Source organism: Xanthomonas bonasiae, assembly GCF_017163705.1.
GTDB lineage: Bacteria > Pseudomonadota > Gammaproteobacteria > Xanthomonadales > Xanthomonadaceae > Xanthomonas_A > Xanthomonas_A bonasiae.
Map to the genome: position 1 here is coordinate 143,897 of NZ_JAFIWB010000006.1, position 18,624 is coordinate 162,520.

Below are 18,624 nucleotides of genomic sequence, written 5' to 3' on the forward strand. Positions count from 1 at the left end.
CGATGCTGAGCATCGATATCGAAGTGCAGCGCGGCCGCTTCCAGCGCCGCTTGCGGGTCGAGGAAACGGCGCGCGTGGTCGCGCTGGTCGGCCCGTCCGGCGCCGGCAAGACCAGCATGCTCAACGCCATCGCCGGCGTGCTGCGGCCGCGCAGCGGACGCATCGTCATCGACGACCGCGTGCTCTACGACAGCGCCGCCGGCATCGACGTGCCCACCCACCGCCGCCGCATCGGCTACGTGTTCCAGGACGCGCGGCTGTTCCCGCACATGGACGTCCGCCGCAACCTCGGCTACGGCCGCCACGGTCGTGGCCAGGCCGAGCGCTTCGGCTTCGAGGCGGTGGTGGAACTGCTCGGCATCGCGCCGCTGCTGGCGCGGCGCCCGGGCAATCTGTCCGGCGGCGAGGCGCAGCGCGTGGCGATCGGCCGCGCGCTGCTGTCGCAGCCGGCGATCCTGCTGTTCGACGAACCGCTGTCGGCGCTGGACGCGCAACGCCGCGGCGAACTGATTCCGTACCTGCAGCGCGTGCGCGACGAGGTGCGCCTGCCGATGCTCTACGTCAGCCACCAGGCCGAGGAAGTGGAACGCATCGCCGACGCGATCCATCGGCTGGAGTAGCGCGCCGACGCCGCGTTCACCGCCGATGGCCAGACTGTGCGCCATCGCAACGAAGCCAGGCCGCCGCCGTGCGCCGCTACCGCAAGCACGATTTCCCGCTCGACCAGGTGCGCCGGTTCCTGGAACCCGGCCCGGTGGTGCTGGTCGGTTCGGCGTGGAAAGGGCAGCGCGACATCATGACCATGGGCTGGCACATGGTGCTGGAGTTCTCGCCGTCGCTGATCGCCTGCTGCATCTCCAGCGCCAACCACAGCTTCGAACTGGTCCGGCGCAGCAAGCAATGCACGATCAACCTGCCGACCGCTGACCTGCTCGACACCGTGGTCGGCATCGGCAACAGCAGCGGCGCGCAGCTCGACAAGTTCGCGCACTTCGGCCTGACCGCGGTGGCCGGTACGCACGTCGATGCGCCGTCGATCGCCGAGTGCTATGCCAGCTTCGAGTGCCGCCTGCACGACGGCCGCCAGATCGCCAGGCACAACCTGTTCGTCTGGGAAGTGGTCAAGGCGCATGTCGCCACGTCGCCGAAACTGCCCAGGACCCTGCACTACCGCGGCGACGGCAAGTTCATGCTGTCCGGCGCGGAAGTCTCGCGGCGGCGCCTGTTCAAGCCGGAGATGCTGTAACGCGGCGGCGATCCTGCCGCCGCCCACATGGGGCATCTCTCTCGAGACGCTGCCCTTGCAGGAGCGGCTTCAGCCGCGACAGGCTCTACCGGCGACGTCTATCGCAATCGATGGCAAGCACGAATCGCTTCCGCACCCCGCAACCATGACAGCAAGACCTTCCAGCGCTCACGGTGCGGCAGCAGCTCACGCATTCAACGCGCGCTTCGACCGCCCACGCGCCCTGCCTGCACGCTGGCCTTGCCCTCGCGCACCTCGAAGGTGAACGCGTAGGCCAGCGTCACCGGCACCTCCTCCACCGACACGGCATCGTCGCAGCGTCCCTCCACCGCCGGCCGCTGCGCCGGATCGGCATAGGTGCAGATCGCCGCGGGCACGAAGCGCCAGCGCGCGACCTCCTGCTGTACCGCCTGCAGCAGATCGGCGTTGTCCGCCAGCGCGCCGGCACTGCATTCCTCGCGGTCGCGCAAGGGCTCGCTGCGCTGCACCGCGCCTTGCGCAGACAGGATCACGCGCACGCACACCGTGGTCGGCGCCAGCGTGCGCCGTGGCGAATCGGCCGGCAGCTGCGGCGTCGCCGCGTCCAGTGGCTGCGGCATGCGGAACACCTGCTGCGGCTGCATCGTGTAGGCGGTGATGGCGCCGCCCGGGGCACCATCGCCGCGTGGCGCAAGCAGGCGCTGGTCCACGGAATCCAGCCGCTGGGTCTGCTCGCGCTGCGGCTGGCTGGCGCAGCTGGCCAGGCACAGGCACGCGCTGGCCAGGCAGATCCTGTGCAGACTCATCGCTTGGCAGTCTTCAGGGACATGCCGCAATACACACGTTGGGTCGGTCCTTGTCCATCGACGGAGACAACGTCGCAGGTCTGCTCAGGCGCATCGTCCGACGTCGTATTCACCAGATACCAGCGGTAGTCCGATGCATTGGCGGCTCCTGGTGGCGCGTCCGCAGGCGTCCTCCCGGATTCGAAGGTGACCGGTATCTCCAACCGCGATGCAACGGCCCGTCCCTGCTTCTGCGCCGGAACGAAGCGCCACTGCCTGGCGGCGGCAATCGCCGCCTGGTCCAGCGCCGCATGGCCGGTGCCACGACCACGCAACTGCACGTCGCTGGCGGAACCGGTAGCGTCCACGCTGACCAACAGCGTCAGTTTTCCCGAGGCGCCCTCGTCCAGTGCGTCGCGCGGATAGGCCGGTGGCGGCATGGCCAGCGGTTTGGCCGGTGTGGCCGCATGCTTGGCGGATGTGGTCGCAGCCTCGGCTGCCGACGCGAGCAGCATTGGCGAGCGCGTTTCAGCGTTGGCCGGCGCCGCGCCTACCGCGGAAGCGGTCCCCGCCTGCGCGCCCGCATCCGGTGCTTGCGCATCCGCCAGCGCGGGCGCAATGCCGCTTCCTGCCAACGCGGACGCCGGCAGCGGTTGCAACGCCCATGCCGCGCCACCGCCGCAAAGTGTCGCCATCGCCACCACGGCGATGCCCGCACGCCGCCGCCAGCCGCTCACGGCCGGCCGCTGCAGCATCCCGATCCGCTGCCGCAAGGTATGCCCCGCCTGCCAGTGGCAGCCGACCGGCAACGCGATCGCATCCAGCTGGGTCTGCAACATCGCCTCGGCGTAGCTGCGCCGCGAGGCCGGGTGCCGCGCCAGTACCGCCGCATCGCAGGCCAGCTCCTGGTCGAAGCGGAACCGCGCCGCGGCCCAGTGCAGCAGGGGATTGAACCAGTAAGCACAGCGCAAGGCGGCCAGCAACAGGTTGTGGCGGGTGTCGCCGCGGGCGATATGCATGCGCTCGTGGGCCAGCACCAGTTCCGACTGTGCGGCCGGATAGCGCCTGGCGAAATCCATCGGCACCACCACGCGCGGCCGCCAGGCGCCGAGCACCAACGGACCATGCACCGCGTGCTGCGCGTACAGCACCCCGTCGGCGCCGAGCGACAGCCGCCCCAGGCTGCGCCGGTAGCGCTGCTGCTGCCGCCACAACGCGGCGGCCATCGCCGCCGCGCCAAGCAGCCAGAGGGCAGCGATCCACAGAGCGGCATGGTTGCTCGCCATCGTCATCGCACCCGCAGCGCCAACCGCCCCCTGCGGCAGCCCGACCCAGACCTGCGGCATCGCCAATGCCGCCGGCAGTGCCGGACGCACATCGGCGGGCAGCAGCACGGCGAGCATCGCCATCGGCACCACGCCCCACACTGCGTAGGCGATACCCGCGCCGAACATCCGCCGCAACGGCGCGCGCAGCGCCAACACCGCCACGATCGCCGCGCTGCCGGACAGCGCCGTGGCCCACATTCCCGCTACGAAGGTATCAACGCTCATCGTCCAGCTCCTGGATCAGTCGTTTGAGTTCGGCGATATCGGCGTCGCTGAGCTTGCCGCGTTCGCTGAAGTGCGCCACCAGCGGCGCGACGCGGCCGCCGAACAGGCGTTCGAGCAGGCCTTCGCTCTGTTGCTGCACCCACTGCTCGCGCTGCAGCAGCGGCGAATACAGATAGCGGCGGCCTTGTTTTTCGGCGCGGATCGCGCCCTTGTTGAGCAGCCGATTGAGCAAGGTCTTGACCGTGGGTTCGGCCCAGCCGCCATGCCCGGACAGGGCCGCGAACACCTCCTCGGCACCGAGCGGGCTGCGGTCCCACAGCACCTCCATCACCACGGCTTCGGCATCGCTGATCGACATATCGTTTACGCATGTAATTTTTAACGATTACACGGGTAATCGAATCCATTGTCAAGCGCTTTCGCCAACCGCGGAAGCACGCGATCGCGGCGCTCGCCTAAGCTATGCCGATGACCGACTCCCTCGAAGACCTCGACGCCGCTGCCGAGCTGATCCTGCAGCGCATCCCCGGCCCACTGCGCATCGGCGCGCCGCTGGGCATCGGCAAGCCGCACCGCCTGCTCAACGCGCTGTACGACCGGGTCGCCGCGAATCCGCAGCGGCCGATGCAGCTCTACACCGCGCTGTCGCTGAACCCGCCGGCGCCCGGCGGCGGACTGGAAGGCCGCTTCCTGCGCCCGTTCGTGCAGCGCCATTTCGGCGACGACTTCCCGCAGCTCAAGTACGTGCAGGCCCTGCAGCGCGATGCGCTGCCGGCGCATATCCAGGTGGAAGAGTTCTACATGCAGTCCGGCGCGCTGCTGCGCTCGACGCAGGCGCAGCGCAACTACACCAGCCTCAACTACACCCATGCGGCCGATGCGGTGGCGCAGCGCGCGCCCAACCTGATCGTGCAGAAGGTGGCGCGCGAACCCGACGGCACCCGCCTGTCGTTCTCCTGCAACAACGACATCACCCAGGACACGCTGGACGCAGTGCGCCGGCGCGGCCTGCCGCGGCCGCTGCTGGTCGCCGAGGTGGATCCGCAGCTGCCGTGGATCGGCGGCAGCGCGGCGGTGGAGCCGTCGTTCTTCGACGTGGTGGTGAACCCGCCGGGTCCGTATCCGCGCCTGTTCGGACTGCCGCGGCAGCCGGTGGCCGACGCCGACTATGCCATCGGCCTGTATGCGAGCGCGCTGGTGCGCGACGGCGGCACGCTGCAGATCGGCATCGGCACCCTGGCCGATGCGCTGTGCCATGCGCTGGTGATGCGGCACACCGACAACGCGCGCTACCGGCAGGTGCTTGCGGCGCTGGATCCGGAACTGGCAACGCACCCCGCGGTCCAGGAATGCGGCGGGCTCGCGCCGTTCTCGATCGGCCTGTTCGGCTGCAGCGAGATGCTCAACGAAGGCTTCCGCCAGCTGGTCCAGTGCGGGGTGATCAAGCGCAAGGTGCTCGACGACGCCGCGCTGATGCAGCGCGTGACCGACGGCAGCGCCGATGCCGACGACCAGGCGCGGCTGCAGCGCGACGGCGAATACCTGCAGGGCGCGTTCTACCTCGGCTCGCCCGAGTTCTACGCCTGGCTGCGCGAGATGGCGCCGGAGGCGCGCACCGGCATCGGCATGCACCGGATCAGCGCGATCAACCAGCTGTACGGCGACGAGCGACTGCGCCGCCTGCAGCGGCGCGAGGCGCGCTTCTTCAACTCGTGCATGATGGCCACCGTGCTGGGCGCGGCAGTGTCCGACGCGCTGGACGACGGCCGCGTGGTGTCCGGCGTCGGCGGCCAATACAACTTCGTGGCGATGGCGCACGCCCTGGACGACGCGCGCAGCGTGCTGATGTTCCGCGCCGTCCGCGGCGAGGCGCCCGCGCTGCACTCCAACGTGCGCTGGAACTATGGCCACACCACGATTCCGCGCCACCTGCGCGACATCTATCTCAACGAGTACGGCATCGCCGACCTGCGCGGCCTGACCGACGAAGACTGCATCGTCGGCATGATCGGCATCGCCGATGCGGCGTTCCAGCCTGCGCTGCTGGCCGAGGCCAAACAGGCCGGCAAGCTGTGCGCCGACGTCCTCGCGCGACCGCACTGGCAGCGCAACCGCGCCGAACGCGTGGGCGCCGCGCTGGCCCCGTTCCGCGCCGACGGCACCCTGCCCGACTATCCGCTGGGCAGCGACTTCACCGAGGTCGAACAGCGCCTGCTGCGCGCGCTCACCTGGCTCAAGCGCAACACCGCAAGCACCGGCACGAAGCTGGCCACCGTGGCGCGCGCGCTGCTGTCGCGCGACCCCGGCGATCCGGCCAGCCTGCAACGCATGGCGCTGGATGCGCCGCGCGGCATCGGCGAGCGCATGGAGGCGCGCCTGCTGGCCTACGCCTTGCAGCAGACCAGGCCGCACTGAACATCGCGCCGCCGCGAGGCGGCGAAGCCGGCACCACGGCCGCACACCTCGGCCATCGCCGAGGTCACCGCATCGCCACATCCACTGCGTAAGGTGGCCTCGCCCGCAGGACGCGGCAACCAACGCCCGTCCACGACGGCCACTCCATCGGCATGCCGGCCGCGCTGCGCAACGTTTCGCTGCGCGTTCGCTGGCGTGCCGGATGGCGACCGGATGCCGGACGGGGGCAGCACTTCGCTCATCTCCCCCAAAGACCAAAGGCACCTCGTTCATGCGCGGATTCCGATCGCTCGCTGTGTTGCTTTCCCTGTTGTCGTGCAACTGCCTACCCGCCTTCGCCGGCACGCAAGCCAATGGTCCCGATTCCTACAGCGGCAGCTACGACCGTCCCGGACGCCCGGCCATCGTCGGCCATCGCGGCGCGGCGGGGATTCGCCCCGAAAACACCTTGTCTTCGTTTCGCGAAGCGCTGGAACTGGGCGCGGACGCGCTGGAGACCGACGTGCACCTGACCCAGGACGGCGTGTGGGTCATCAACCACGATTTCTTCCTGAATCCGGATGTCGCACGCGACGGCGACGGCCAATGGAATGCACCCAAGACCCCGCTGTCGGCCATGACCTATGCGCAGATCGAACGCTACGACATCGGCCGCGCACGCCCGGGTTCGGCCTACGCCAGGGAGCATTCCGCGCTGGTGGCGGTCGACGGCGAGCGCGTGCCCACGCTCGATCAGCTGATCGCGCTGATCCGCGGCCACGACGACACGACCCAGTTGTTCCTGGAAATAAAATCCTTGCCGATCGTTCCCGGCTTGAGCGCCGGCCCCGAGGTGCTGGCCCGCGGGGTGGTCCAGGCGCTGAGCAAGAACGACTTCAAGCAGCGCACCTATGTGCTGTGCTTCGACTGGAACGTGCTGCGCGCGATCCACCGCCTCGACCCGTCGATCCGGCTGGTGTTCCTGAGCCAGGACGTCAAGCGTGCGCTCGCCCGCGACGACGCGCGTGCGCTGACCAACAAGGACGCGCACAGCGTGATGCAGCAGATGAGCGGCCTGGACGGACTGGGCGGACGCTCGGTCGGCGAGGCGGTCCGCGACGAAGGCGGAACCATCTGGGACATCAACTATGCCGACATCACCGCCGCCGACCTGGCCCAGGCACGCCACGACCATCTGCGACTCGGCGCGTGGACCGTGGACGATGCCGACACCGCACGCCTGCTGTACAACCTGGGCGTGGACTACATCACCACCAATCGCCCGGACGTGATGCTGCAGGCGTTCGGCAAGGATGCCGCCGTGAACGCTCCTCTGCCGCCTGGCGCCTCGCGCTAGCCGACAACGCATCCCGCCCGTTGCGCCAGCGCGACGCAGCGGGCCATGCAGAGGGTGAACATGGCAACGTGTGACGCGGCGCGGCAACAAGACGGAAAGCATTGCGTCAAGCTGCATCGGGATGATCATCACATCTTGTTCTTCGGTCTTGCCGCATGCACCTCCGTTCATCCGCCCATCCGACGCCGGATAGGGCCCGTCGCTTTGCGGCGCATGGCGCCCTGGCCAAACGTATCGAACGTATCAAACGTGCACTGCTTGGCCTGTTGGCGCTCGCGCCGCTCGCGTTGCACGCCGCACCGCGGCTCAACGAACTGCAATACATCGGCAGCCACAACAGCTACCACGCCGGCTTCGCGCCCAGCGAAGCCGAACTCTGGAAACGCACCGATCCGGCCGTGTTCGCGACTCTGGATTACCGCCATCCGCCGCTGACGCAGCAATTCGACGACGGCGTCAGGCAGATCGAGCTGGATATCTATGCCGATGCCAAGGGTGGCCGCTATGCGCACCCGGCAATCGTCGGGCAGATCGCCAAGGCCGGCCTGCCGCCGGCGCCGGCCATCGCCGCGCCCGGGGTGATGGAAACGCCGGGATTCAAGGTCATGCACGTGCAGGACCTGGACCAGCGCAGCACCTGCCAGCCGCTGGTCGCCTGCCTGCAGCAAGTGCGCGCATGGTCCACACAGCATCCGGGCCATCTGCCGGTGTTCGTGCTGCTGGAAACCGAGGAGTCGTCGTTGCAGTTGGCGTTCCCGACCGTGCAGCCCGAACCCTTCGATGCCGCCGCGATGGATGCGCTGGATGCGGAAATCCGCTCGGTCTTCCGGCCCGACGAGTATCTGAGTCCGGACCAGGTGCGCGGCACGGCGCCCACGCTCAACGCCGCGATTCTTGCGCACGGCTGGCCGTCCCTGTCCGAAGCGCGCGGCAAGATCGTGTTCCTGCTCGACCAGCATTCGGTGGGCCGGCATTACCTGCCCGGCCATCCTTCGCTGCGCGGCCGCGTGTGCTTCACCAACGCCATTCCGGGCGAAGCCGATGCGGCCTTCACCGAGCGCAACGACGGCAGCGCGGAAGAGATCGCGCGCCTGGTGAAGGCCGGATATCTGGTGCGTACGCGCACCGATGCGGACCTGAAGGAGCCGGCGCGCGGCGACACCACACGCCGCGACAGCATGCTGGCCAGCGGCGCGCAACTGCTCAGTACCGACTATCCGGACCACGAACCGGCCGCCTCCGGCTATGTGCTGCGCTTCGCCGGCGACGCGGCGGCGCGCTGCAATCCGCAATTCCCGGCGGCGCACTGCGCCGGCTACGACCTGACGCACTAACCGCGGCGGCCGTTGCGCAACGCACGCGTGATCGCGATGGCGTTCGCCGCTGGACGCGTGCGCGCGATCGGGTCCGACCGATCCACCCAGACTCCCACCCGAGCTACCGACATGCAGCGCACCCACACGATCAGCCGCTTGGCCTGCTCCATCGTACTGGCGCTGTCCGCGCCGGCATTTGCGGACACCCCGGACCAGAATCCCAAGACCCTGGCGTCGGTCAATGTGGAAGCGGACCAGACCCCGGCGCCGGGGTCGATCAACGAACAGCGCCTGTCCAACAGCGTCAACAGCGTGATGGACAAGGAGCAGATCGACGCCATTCCGTCGGCCGGCATCGCCGACGTACTCGCGCACATGCCGGGACTGTCGGCCTACAGCGACATGCACCTGGGCCAGGCCGCCACCGGCGAGAACGCCTACGTCAGCATCCGCGGCATGGACGCCAGCTACAACGCCTACACCCTCAACGGCTTCGGCATGCCCGAAACCGATTCGTCGACGCGCGCGATCTCGTTGAACATGCTGGCACCGTTCGGCATCCAGTCGGTGCAGGTGTCCAAGGCGCCGACCCCCGACATGCCCGGCGATGCGATCGGCGGCGCGATCGACATGCGCACGCCCAGCGCATTCGACTTCGACCGCGATTTCTATGCCAAGACCACCGCGCAGGGCAAGCTGAGCGCACTGGCCTCGGACCTGGGCACGAAGGACAAGGGCGGCACGCTGCAGCAGGAACTGGCCTGGAAATTCGGCGAGCACCAGGCGTTCGGCCTCTACCTCTCCGGCTACTACGGCAAGTCGAACACCCTGGCGCAGGCCACCTCGCCCAACACCCCCTACACCCCGGTCGATCCGGCGCAGGCCGATGCCACCGACCTGCGCGCTGTCGGCCCGCTGGTCGACACGCAGTACAAGTACAGCCTCTATACCAACCAGATCGAACGCTACGGCGGCAACCTCGCGCTCGATTGGCAGGGCGAGCACAGCACGCTGTACGCCCGCGCGATCTATGGCGCCTACAACGTCACCGGACAACAGGATCAGGCCGGCGCCGCATCGGCGAGCAGCGGCGGCGCGCCGATCGCGGTACGCGGCGAATACTTCAACACGCGCGACATCCAGGAAAAGCTGGCGACGCTGCAACTGGGCGGCAAGACCACGCTCGACAAGCTGCAGTTCGACTACGGCACCTCGTTCGGCCGCGGCACCCGCAACCGTCCGGACTACGTCGAAGCGAGCATGTATGCGCTGACCGCCGGCAACTACGCGTTCGACCTCAGCGACCCGACCTATCCGAACCTGGCGCCCAGCTCCGACGCGCTGAAACGCTACTTCTACGACCTGGACACGCCACACTTCTGGAAAGTGCAGGGCCACGACGCTGGCAGCCACGACAACCGCGCCAACGCGCATGTCGACATCGCCTACCGCGTGGACGACAGCGTGCTGGAGAGCGTCAAGGTCGGGCTGTCCGCCGACCATTCCGAGCGCGGCGCCTACGATCACGCCTTCTTCCACAACGACAACAACTTCGTCTACGGCGGCCCCTACTTCGGCGGCCCCGACTATCCGTTCTATGCGGCCGGCGGCCCCACCCTGTCCGCGTTGCCCGGCAAGATCGTCAACGGCGGCTTCGACGGCAGGTTCGCCGGTCCGCTCAAGATCGTGGACCGCAACTGGGTGCTGGCGCAGGCCGTGCCCTACAAGTACGTCGACGATCCCAACGGCGCAGGCGTCTACACCGCCAACGACTACAACGCCAACACCACCTCCAGTACCGAAGCGATCTATTCCGGCTATGCGATGGCCACGCTGCACCTTGGCGAGGTGACCGTGCTGCCTGGCGTGCGCTACGAACTGACCCGCTACTCGGCCGATTCCTGGCAATCCAACGGCGACGATGCCACCGGCCGCTTCGTCGGCACCGGCCGCACCTATGGCGAAGTGCTGCCGGGGATCAGCCTCAACTATCGCCCGGACGATCTCACCGTCTATCGCGCCTCGCTGCGGCGCAGTTTCAGCCGTCCGGCCTTTGGCCTGATTTCCGGCGAGACGGTGTACTCGATCGATGACACCAGCGGCAAGCTGCTGGGCATTTCCAAACCCAATCCGGATCTGAACCCGAGCAAGGCCGACAACGCCGATCTGTCCGCGGAGTTCTACGACGCGCACGGCGGCATGCTCAGCGCCTCGACCTACTACAAGCGCATCACCGGCTTCGTCTACACCTCGCAATCGTCCACCAGTAACGACAACACGCTCGGCGGCCTGGTCCCTACCGGCACCACGCTGGAAAACGGCGTGCCGGTGACCATGCCGCAGAACGGCGGCACCGCCAAGCTCTACGGCGTGGAACTGGCGTTGAGCAAGCGCCTGCAGGATTTGCCCGGCATCTGGGGCAATTTCGGCGCCACCGCCAACCTGACCCTGCAGCACAGCTCGGCCGACAGCAAGCGCGCCGACCAGCCGGAGAACACCTGGTTGCCGCGCGCACCGGAGCGCATCTACAACCTGGGCCTGTTCTACGACGACGCGCAACTGCGCGCCGACCTGAGCTACAACTACACCGGCCTGCAGCTGCTCGGCCTGACCAGCGACCGGCTCAACTACTACCTACAGCCGGTGAAGTCGCTGGACTTGAACGCCACCTACCACCTGCCGCACGGCATCGACGTCGGCGTGTCGGTCAAGAACCTGCTCGACGAAGCGACGTTCTACGAAACCCAGGGCAAGTCCAAGCGCTACCTGGCCTACGATCCCGGCGCCGACGGCGCCTACGTCGAGACCGGGCGGGTGTACATGCTGACGCTGGGCTACACCTACTGAGCGAGGCGTGCAGGCGCTGCAACGCGCTCGCGTTGTCGCGCAGCACACAGCACGCGCGAGGCGGATCTTGCGGCGATCGCTTGCCACGGATGGCACGCGCGCCGATCGAGCGGCGCCATCGCAACTGCGGCAGCGGCCTTACGCATGGCGAACTGTCGCAATGCATGACGCCGTGTGGCAACAAGATGGAAAGATGCGCGTCAAGCTGGCGGCTGATGATAGCGGGGTCTTGTTTTCCGGCTTTGCCGCATGCGCCCCTTTTCATCCGTACTGCAGGCGCTGGAATCGGTCTGTTTCACCGCACCGCCAGCGGCGCGCTCACAACGTCGCAAACGTATCGAAAGCGTCCTGCTCGGTCTGTTGACGATCGTCCCGCTCGCGCTGCACGCCGCACCCAAGCTCAACGAACTGCAGTACATCGGCAGCCACAACAGCTACCACGCCGGTTTCGCGCCCAGCGAAGCCACGTTCTGGAAACGGATGGACCCGGCATCGTTCGCGATGCTGGACTACCGCCATCCGCCAATGGCGCAACAGCTCGACGATGGCGTCAGGCAGATCGAACTGGATCTCTATGCCGATGCCAAGGGTGGCCGCTATGCGCACCCGGCGATCGTGGAACAGATCGCCAAGGCTGGACTGCCGCCAGCCCCGGCCATCGCTCCCGCCGGCGTGATGGAGAAGCCCGGAATCAAGGTCATGCATGTGCAGGACCTGGACCAGCGCAGCACCTGCCAGCCGCTGGTCGCCTGCCTGCAGGACGTGCGCGCCTGGTCCAGGCGACACCCGGGGCATCTTCCGATCTTCATCCTGCTCGAAACCAAGCAATCGCCGCTGCAGCTCGGCTTTCCCACCGTGCAGCCCGAACCGTTCGATGGTGCCGCGATGGATGCGCTGGATGCAGAGCTGCGCTCGGTGTTCGCGCCCGGCGAGTATCTGAGCCCGGACCAGGTGCGTGGCGATGCGCCCACGCTCAATGTCGCCATCCTCGCCCGTGGCTGGCCAGCCTTGGCCGAGACGCGCGGCAAGGTCGTGTTCCTGCTCGACCAACGTTCGGCCGGCAGCAGCTATCTGCCTGGCCACCCTTCGCTGCGCGGCCGGGTGTGCTTCACCAATGCCGTTGCGGGCCAAGCCGACGCTGCCTTCACCGAACGCAACGACGGCAGCGCGGAAGAGATCGCGCGCCTGGTGAAAGCCGGATATCTGGTGCGCACGCGCACCGATGCGGACCTGAAAGAACCGGCGCGCAACGACACCACGCGCCGCGACGGCATGCTCGCCAGCGGCGCACAGTTGCTCAGCACCGATTTCCCCGCTCACGAAGCGGCCGCTTCCGGCTACGTGGTGCGCTTCGATGGCGACGCGGCCGCCCGCTGCAATCCGCAATTCCCGAACGCACGCTGCGACGGCGTCGATCTGACGCATTGAATCGACGCCGCTCGCCCCGTTTCGTACCGCACCACCTCCACACACCTGTCGCAATGGAACGCATGGGCGATGCAATCGCCTGCGCCCGCATCGCCGGGGCCAGGGTACCCAAGCTCACCAACCGCGAGTTCTCTACATGCAGTCCACCCGTTCCATCAGCCGCCTGACCTACGCCATCAGCATCGCCCTGACGTTCTGCGCACCCGCGTTCGCGGAGGACGCGAGCCCACGCACCCCCACCACGCTGGATTCGGTCAACGTGCAGGCCGACCAGGCGCCCGCGCCCGGTTCGATCAACGAACAGCGCCTGTCCAACAGCGTCAACAGCGTGATGGACAAGGAGCAGATCGACGCCATTCCCTCGGCCGGCATCGCCGACGTGCTCGCGCACATGCCGGGATTGTCGGCCTACAGCGACATGCACCTGGGCCAGGCCACCACCGGCGAGAACGCCTACGTCAGCATCCGCGGCATGGACGCCAGCTACAACGCCTACACCCTCAACGGCTTCGGCATGCCCGAAACCGACTCCTCGACCCGCGCGATCTCGTTGAACATGCTGGCGCCGTTCGGCATCCAGTCGGTGCAGGTCTCCAAGGCGCCGACACCCGACATGCCCGGCGACGCGATCGGTGGCGCGATCGACATGCGCACGCCCAGCGCGTTCGACTTCAACGGCGATTTCTATGGCAAGACCACCGCGCAGGGCCAGTTCAACGCGCTCGCCTCGGACCTCGGCGGCAAGGACAAGGGCGGCACGCTGCAGCAGGAACTGGCCTGGAAGTTCGGCGACAACCAGGCCTTCGGCCTCTACGCGTCCGCCTATTACGGCAAGAACAACAACATGGCGCAGGCGCCTGCGCCCAACAGCAAATACGTTCCGGCCGATCCGGCACAGGCCAATGCCACCGATCTGCGCGATGTGGGCCCCCTGGTCAGCACCCGCTACAAGTACAGCGTCTACACCAGCCAGATCGAACGCTACGGCGGCAACCTCGCGCTCGACTGGCAGGGCGAGCATAGCGCGCTATACGCCCGTGCCATCTACGGCAGCTACCGTGTCACCGGGCAGCAGGACCAGTCCAGCGCGCGCCTGGAAACCTATCTGAACCAGCCCACGGCCGTGCGCGGCGGCTACTTCAACACGCACGACATCGACGAGAAGCTGGCGACGCTGCAAGTGGGCGGCAAGACCACGCTGGACCGCCTGCAGTTCGACTACGGCAGCTCGTTCGGCCGCGGCACCCGCAGCCGGCCGGACTACGTCTCGGCCAGCCTGTACGGTTTCACCCCCGGCAGCTTCGCCTTCGACCTCAGCGACCCGACCTATCCGAGCATCGGTCCCAGCTCCGACGCGCTGAAGAACTATTTCTACAACCTGGATTCTGCATTGCTATGGAAGGTGCAGGGCCATGACGCCGGCAGCCACGACAACCGCGTCAATGCGCACACCGACATCACCTACCACGTGGACGACAGCGTGCTGGACAGCGTCAAGGTCGGGCTGTCCGCCGACCACGCCGACCGCGGCGCCTACGACCATCCGTTCTTCCACAAGGATGGCAACTTCGTCTCCAACGGCCCTTACTTCGGCGGCCCCAACTACGCCTTCCCCACCGCCGGCGGCCCGCCGCTGAGCGCGATCCCGGGGCGGGTGACCTACGGCGCCTTCGATGGCCACTATGCCGGCCCGTTCAAGATCCTGGACCGCAACTGGATGCTGGCGCAGGCCGTGCCCTACAAGTACATCGACGATCCCAAGGGCGCCGGCGTCTATACCGCCAACGACTACAACGCCAACACCACCTCCAGCACCGAGGCGATCTATTCCGGCTACGCGATGGCCACGCTGCACGTCGGCGACGTGACCTTGCTGCCTGGCGTGCGCTACGAGCTGACCCGCTACTCGGCCGATTCCTGGCAATCCAGCGGCGACGGCATCAATGGCCGGTTCGTCGGCAACGGCCGCACCTATGGCGAAGTGTTGCCGGGGATCAGCCTCAACTATCGCCCGGACGATCTCACCGTCTATCGCGCCTCGCTGCGGCGCAGCTTCAGCCGCCCGGCCTTCGGCCTGATTTCCGGCGAGACGGTGTACACCATCGACCCCAACAACACGGTCATCGGCATTTCCAAGCCCAATCCCGACCTCAATCCGAGCAAGGCCGACAACGCCGACCTGTCCGCGGAGTTCTACGACCATCATGGCGGCGTGCTCAGCGCGGCGACCTACTACAAGCGCATCACCGGCTTCGTCTACACCTCGCAGTCGGCCACCAGCAACGACAACACGCTCGGCGGCCTGGTTCCCACCGGCACCACGTTCGAGAACGGTGTGCCGGTGACCATGCCGCAGAACGGCGGCACCGCCAAGCTCTACGGCGTGGAACTGGCGGCCAGCAAACGCCTGCAGGACCTGCCCGGCATCTGGGGCAATTTCGGCGCTACCGCCAACCTCACGCTGCAGCACAGCGAAGCGGACAGCAAGCGCCCGGATCAACCGGAAACGACCTGGTTGCCGCGCGCGCCGGAACGCATCTACAACCTGGACCTGTTCTACGACGACACGAAGCTGCGTGCGGACCTGAGCTACAACTACACCGGCCTGCAGCTGCTCGGCCTGACCAGCGACCGGCTCAACTACTACCTGCAGCCGGTGAAGTCGCTGGACTTGAATGCCACCTACCACCTGCCGCACGGCATCGACGTCGGCGTGTCGGCCAAGAACCTGCTCAATGCGGCCACCTTCTACGAGACCCAGGGCAAGTCCAAGCGCTACATGGCCTACGATCCCGGCGCCGACGGCGCCTATGTCGAGACGGGCCGGGTGTACATGCTGACGGTGGGCTACACCTACTGAGCGCGGCCTGCCTCCGGCCAAGCGCGCCGGAGGCGTCGCGGCTCGGTTCTTGGAAGCGAGACGGTTGCGCGGCCCGGCAGTGCCGGCCGCGCTGCGGTCAGCGGGCAGCCAGACATTTCACGCTGGCTAGTCGCGACGCTTAGGCATGGTGGCTGCAATTCATGCCGGAGTCGCCGATGTCCCGCCTATCGCTTCCACTCGCCTGCCTCGCCGTGCTGTTCGCGAGCGCCGTCGGCACTGCATCGGCGCAGCCGCCCGCCAAGGCCGCGGCCTCCACCGCAGCCCCGGACAGCGGCGAACGTTCGCCGCTGCGCGCACAGGTGCTGCTGGACCGCGCGCACTTCTCCCCGGGCGAGATCGACGGCCAGCCGGGCTCCAACCAGCGCCGCGCGGTCTCCGGCTTCCAGCAGGCGCGCGGACTGACCGCAAGCGGCGAACTCGACGACGCCACCTGGCAGGCGCTGGCGCAGGACAGCGCGCCCGCGCTGATCGCCTACACACTCACCGCCGAGGACGTGGCCGGTCCGTTCCCCAAGATCCCCGAGGACACCGCGGAGAAGGCCAAGCTGCCGGCGCTGGGCTACGAATCGGTGGAAGAGCGCCTGGGCGAACGCTTCCACGCCGCGCCTGCGCTGTTGCGCGCGCTCAACCCGTCGGTCGACTTCAGCCAGGCTGGCGCCAGCGTGCAGGTGCCGAACGTGCTCGGCACCGCGGCGCTGCCGAAGGCGGCCAAGCTGGTGGTCGACAAGTCCGATTCCACCGTGCGCCTGCTCGACGCCGGCGGCGCGATCCTGGCCCAGTTCCCCGCCTCCACCGGCAGCGAGCACGATCCGCTGCCGATCGGCGACTGGAAGATCAAGGGCGTGGTGCGGCAGCCGACCTTCCACTACAACCCCAAGCTGTTCTGGGACGCCGACAAGTCGGACAAGAAGGCCACGTTGGCCGCAGGCCCGAACAATCCGGTCGGCGAGGTGTGGATCGACCTGTCCAAGGACCACTACGGCCTGCACGGCACGCCGGATCCGGCGCGGGTCGGCAAGGCGCAATCGCATGGCTGCGTGCGCCTGACCAACTGGGACGCGCTGACCGTGGCCGCCGCGGTGAACGCGTCGGTGCCGGTGACCATGCAGGAGTGAGCGGATGAAGACCGTGCTCAGCCTGGCGGCGCTGGTAATGGCGGTAGCGCTCGGCTACTGGGTGCTGCGCGCCGGCGTACAGGTGCGCCCCAGCGCAGCCGCGGCCGGCGACGCAGCGGCCACGCTCGCAATGTCCCCTGCCACAGCGCCAGCAGCGGCACCGGCACAGCGCGAGGCGACCGCGCCGGCGCCTTTGCCAATGTCGATAGACACCCCGCCGGCGGCGGCGCCTGCCGCGGCCGCAGCGCCCCCCGCGGCCACGTCGGCGAACGCTTCCGACGACCTGCTGATCCCCGTACAAGGCGTGCGTCGCGACCAGCTGCAGGACACCTTCACCGACGCGCGCAGCCAGGGCCGGCACCACGACGCGATCGACATCCTGGCGCCGGCCGGCACGCCGGTGCTGGCGGTGGCCGACGGCAGCGTGGAAAAGCTGTTCGACAGCGAGCGCGGCGGCCTCACCGTGTACCAGTTCGAACCCAGCGGCCGCTACGCCTACTACTACGCGCACCTGCAGCGCTACGCGGATGGACTGGCGGAAAAACAGACGCTCCGCCGCGGCCAGGTGCTCGGCTATGTCGGCAGCACCGGCAATGCCGATCCTGGCGCGCCGCACCTGCATTTCGAGATCCACCGGCTGGGCCCGGAAAAGCAGTGGTGGAAGGGCGAATCGCTCAATCCGTATCCGCTGCTGCGCGGCGAGCAGCGCCTGTAGGCGCAGGCGCGGCCCGACGCTGCGTCTCGGGAGGCTGCGCGATCGCAGGCGCCTCCGCATCACGCCTGGACCTGCCGACGGCTCGATGCCTTGACTCGCGGGCCTCAGCCCCACCCCGCCAGGCCGGGGCGTGCCAGGGCTGGCGGCAACCCGGCAACGGCAGCTTGAACCGCACCGGACCGGCGGGGCGGCTTTCGGGCCGCCGCCGGGGTTGCCGGCCGGCCCGCCATGTCATTCGCGTGTAAAATTCCCGGTTTTACCCAGAAGCAATGGCGAAAGCTCTTCCACGGCCGCCTGTCCCGGGCCCGGCGTTCATTCGCCTCCTCGCACGTCTCACCGACGCCGACATCGCGCCGTCCAGCCCCGCGCTGGCCGACCGGCTCGGCCAATGGATCGACTGGACGCGCGCCGTGGCCGTGTCCAGGGCGCTGGACGGGAGGCTGCCCGCGATCGACGCCGACGCGCCATTCGAGGGCGCCGACGCGCACGAGTGCGCACGCGTGCGCCGCGCGCTGGAGGAGGCGATTTCCAGCGACACCGCCGCGGACGCCGGCAAGCAAGGCCCCCGGCCTGGCCATGCCGCCGACGCGAACGCGCCGCTCGACTACGCGCCGTTCCGCCAGCGTTACCTGTCGCTGCAGCGGACGATGCTGACCGCGACCGGCCGCCTGCGCGGCCAGCTGCGCGACACGCTGGCGCGGACGTCGGCCGACATGGCGCGGCTGGCGGAGGTGGATGCGGTCATGGAGCTGACCCTGAGTCCGCGCGAACAGACCCTGCTGGCTGCCGTGCCGGCGCTGCTGCAACAGCATTTCGAACGCCTGCGCGAGACCGAGCCCACCGCGGCGGCCGACACGCACACGGCGGACACCGCTCAGGCACCGACCGCCAACGCCTGGCTGGACGTGTTCCGCCAGGACATGCGCAGCGTGCTGCGCGCCGAGCTGGATGTCCGCTTCCACCCCATCGACGCGCTGCTCGCAGCGCTGCGCCCCCGCTGACCGAGAC

General features: G+C 68.3%; 14 protein-coding genes. 11 read left to right on the forward strand and 3 right to left on the reverse strand.

The genetic code is table 11. The features are described from left to right. Nucleotides 1-2: 2 nt before the first annotated feature. Nucleotides 3-620: a molybdenum ABC transporter ATP-binding protein gene (locus JR064_RS08675; RefSeq protein ID WP_179566862.1), complete on the forward strand. Its 618-nt coding sequence runs from the start codon at nucleotides 3-5 to the stop codon at nucleotides 618-620. 68 nt (nucleotides 621-688) lie between these two features. Further along, nucleotides 689-1,246, forward strand: a complete 558-nt coding sequence (locus JR064_RS08680; protein ID WP_179566864.1) for a flavin reductase family protein — start codon at nucleotides 689-691, stop codon at nucleotides 1,244-1,246. Between the two features lie 194 nt (nucleotides 1,247-1,440). Here the strand turns inward: JR064_RS08680 and JR064_RS08685 are convergent, their stop codons facing one another. The 3 genes from JR064_RS08685 to JR064_RS08695 are packed head-to-tail and all read right to left on the reverse strand — an operon-like array spanning nucleotide 1,441 to nucleotide 3,921. Next, nucleotides 1,441-2,025, reverse strand: a complete 585-nt coding sequence (locus tag JR064_RS08685) for a hypothetical protein (protein WP_206229490.1) — start codon at nucleotides 2,023-2,025, stop codon at nucleotides 1,441-1,443. A gap of 2 nt (nucleotides 2,026-2,027) precedes the next feature. Next, complete coding sequence (locus tag JR064_RS08690; RefSeq protein ID WP_206229454.1) at nucleotides 2,028-3,563, reverse strand: TonB family protein; 1,536 nt, start codon at nucleotides 3,561-3,563, stop codon at nucleotides 2,028-2,030. Beyond that, the gene (locus JR064_RS08695) at nucleotides 3,553-3,921 is read right to left on the reverse strand and encodes a BlaI/MecI/CopY family transcriptional regulator (protein WP_179566868.1); all 369 of its coding nucleotides are present in this window, start codon (nucleotides 3,919-3,921) and stop codon (nucleotides 3,553-3,555) included. The genes JR064_RS08690 and JR064_RS08695 overlap by 11 nt, the downstream gene beginning before the upstream one ends. Nucleotides 3,922-4,031: 110 nt before the next feature. Between JR064_RS08695 and JR064_RS08700 the strand changes: the two genes are divergently transcribed. From JR064_RS08700 to JR064_RS08740, 9 genes are all read left to right on the forward strand, one after another. Further along, nucleotides 4,032-5,978, forward strand: a complete 1,947-nt coding sequence (locus tag JR064_RS08700) for an acetyl-CoA hydrolase/transferase C-terminal domain-containing protein (RefSeq protein ID WP_206229455.1) — start codon at nucleotides 4,032-4,034, stop codon at nucleotides 5,976-5,978. 295 nt (nucleotides 5,979-6,273) lie between these two features. Next, nucleotides 6,274-7,314 (forward strand): glycerophosphodiester phosphodiesterase family protein, encoded by a 1,041-nt coding sequence (locus tag JR064_RS08705; RefSeq protein ID WP_206229456.1) that lies wholly within the window; start codon nucleotides 6,274-6,276, stop codon nucleotides 7,312-7,314. Nucleotides 7,315-7,547: 233 nt separating this feature from the next. Then, the gene (locus tag JR064_RS08710) at nucleotides 7,548-8,648 is read left to right on the forward strand and encodes a phosphatidylinositol-specific phospholipase C1-like protein (RefSeq protein WP_425510285.1); all 1,101 of its coding nucleotides are present in this window, start codon (nucleotides 7,548-7,550) and stop codon (nucleotides 8,646-8,648) included. 111 nt (nucleotides 8,649-8,759) lie between these two features. Beyond that, entirely contained in the window at nucleotides 8,760-11,477 is a 2,718-nt protein-coding gene (locus tag JR064_RS08715) for a TonB-dependent receptor (protein WP_206229458.1), read from the forward strand. 249 nt (nucleotides 11,478-11,726) lie between these two features. Continuing rightward, entirely contained in the window at nucleotides 11,727-12,905 is a 1,179-nt protein-coding gene (locus tag JR064_RS08720; protein WP_206229459.1) for a phosphatidylinositol-specific phospholipase C1-like protein, read from the forward strand. 136 nt (nucleotides 12,906-13,041) lie between these two features. Beyond that, nucleotides 13,042-15,765 (forward strand): TonB-dependent receptor, encoded by a 2,724-nt coding sequence (locus JR064_RS08725; protein WP_206229460.1) that lies wholly within the window; start codon nucleotides 13,042-13,044, stop codon nucleotides 15,763-15,765. Between the two features lie 176 nt (nucleotides 15,766-15,941). Beyond that, nucleotides 15,942-16,901 (forward strand): L,D-transpeptidase family protein, encoded by a 960-nt coding sequence (locus tag JR064_RS08730; RefSeq protein ID WP_206229461.1) that lies wholly within the window; start codon nucleotides 15,942-15,944, stop codon nucleotides 16,899-16,901. A 4-nt stretch (nucleotides 16,902-16,905) separates the two neighbouring features. Continuing rightward, the gene (locus JR064_RS08735) at nucleotides 16,906-17,616 is read left to right on the forward strand and encodes a M23 family metallopeptidase (RefSeq protein ID WP_206229462.1); all 711 of its coding nucleotides are present in this window, start codon (nucleotides 16,906-16,908) and stop codon (nucleotides 17,614-17,616) included. 269 nt (nucleotides 17,617-17,885) lie between these two features. Continuing rightward, nucleotides 17,886-18,617 (forward strand): DUF3348 domain-containing protein, encoded by a 732-nt coding sequence (locus JR064_RS08740; RefSeq protein ID WP_206229463.1) that lies wholly within the window; start codon nucleotides 17,886-17,888, stop codon nucleotides 18,615-18,617. The last annotated feature ends 7 nt before the right edge of the window (nucleotides 18,618-18,624 follow it).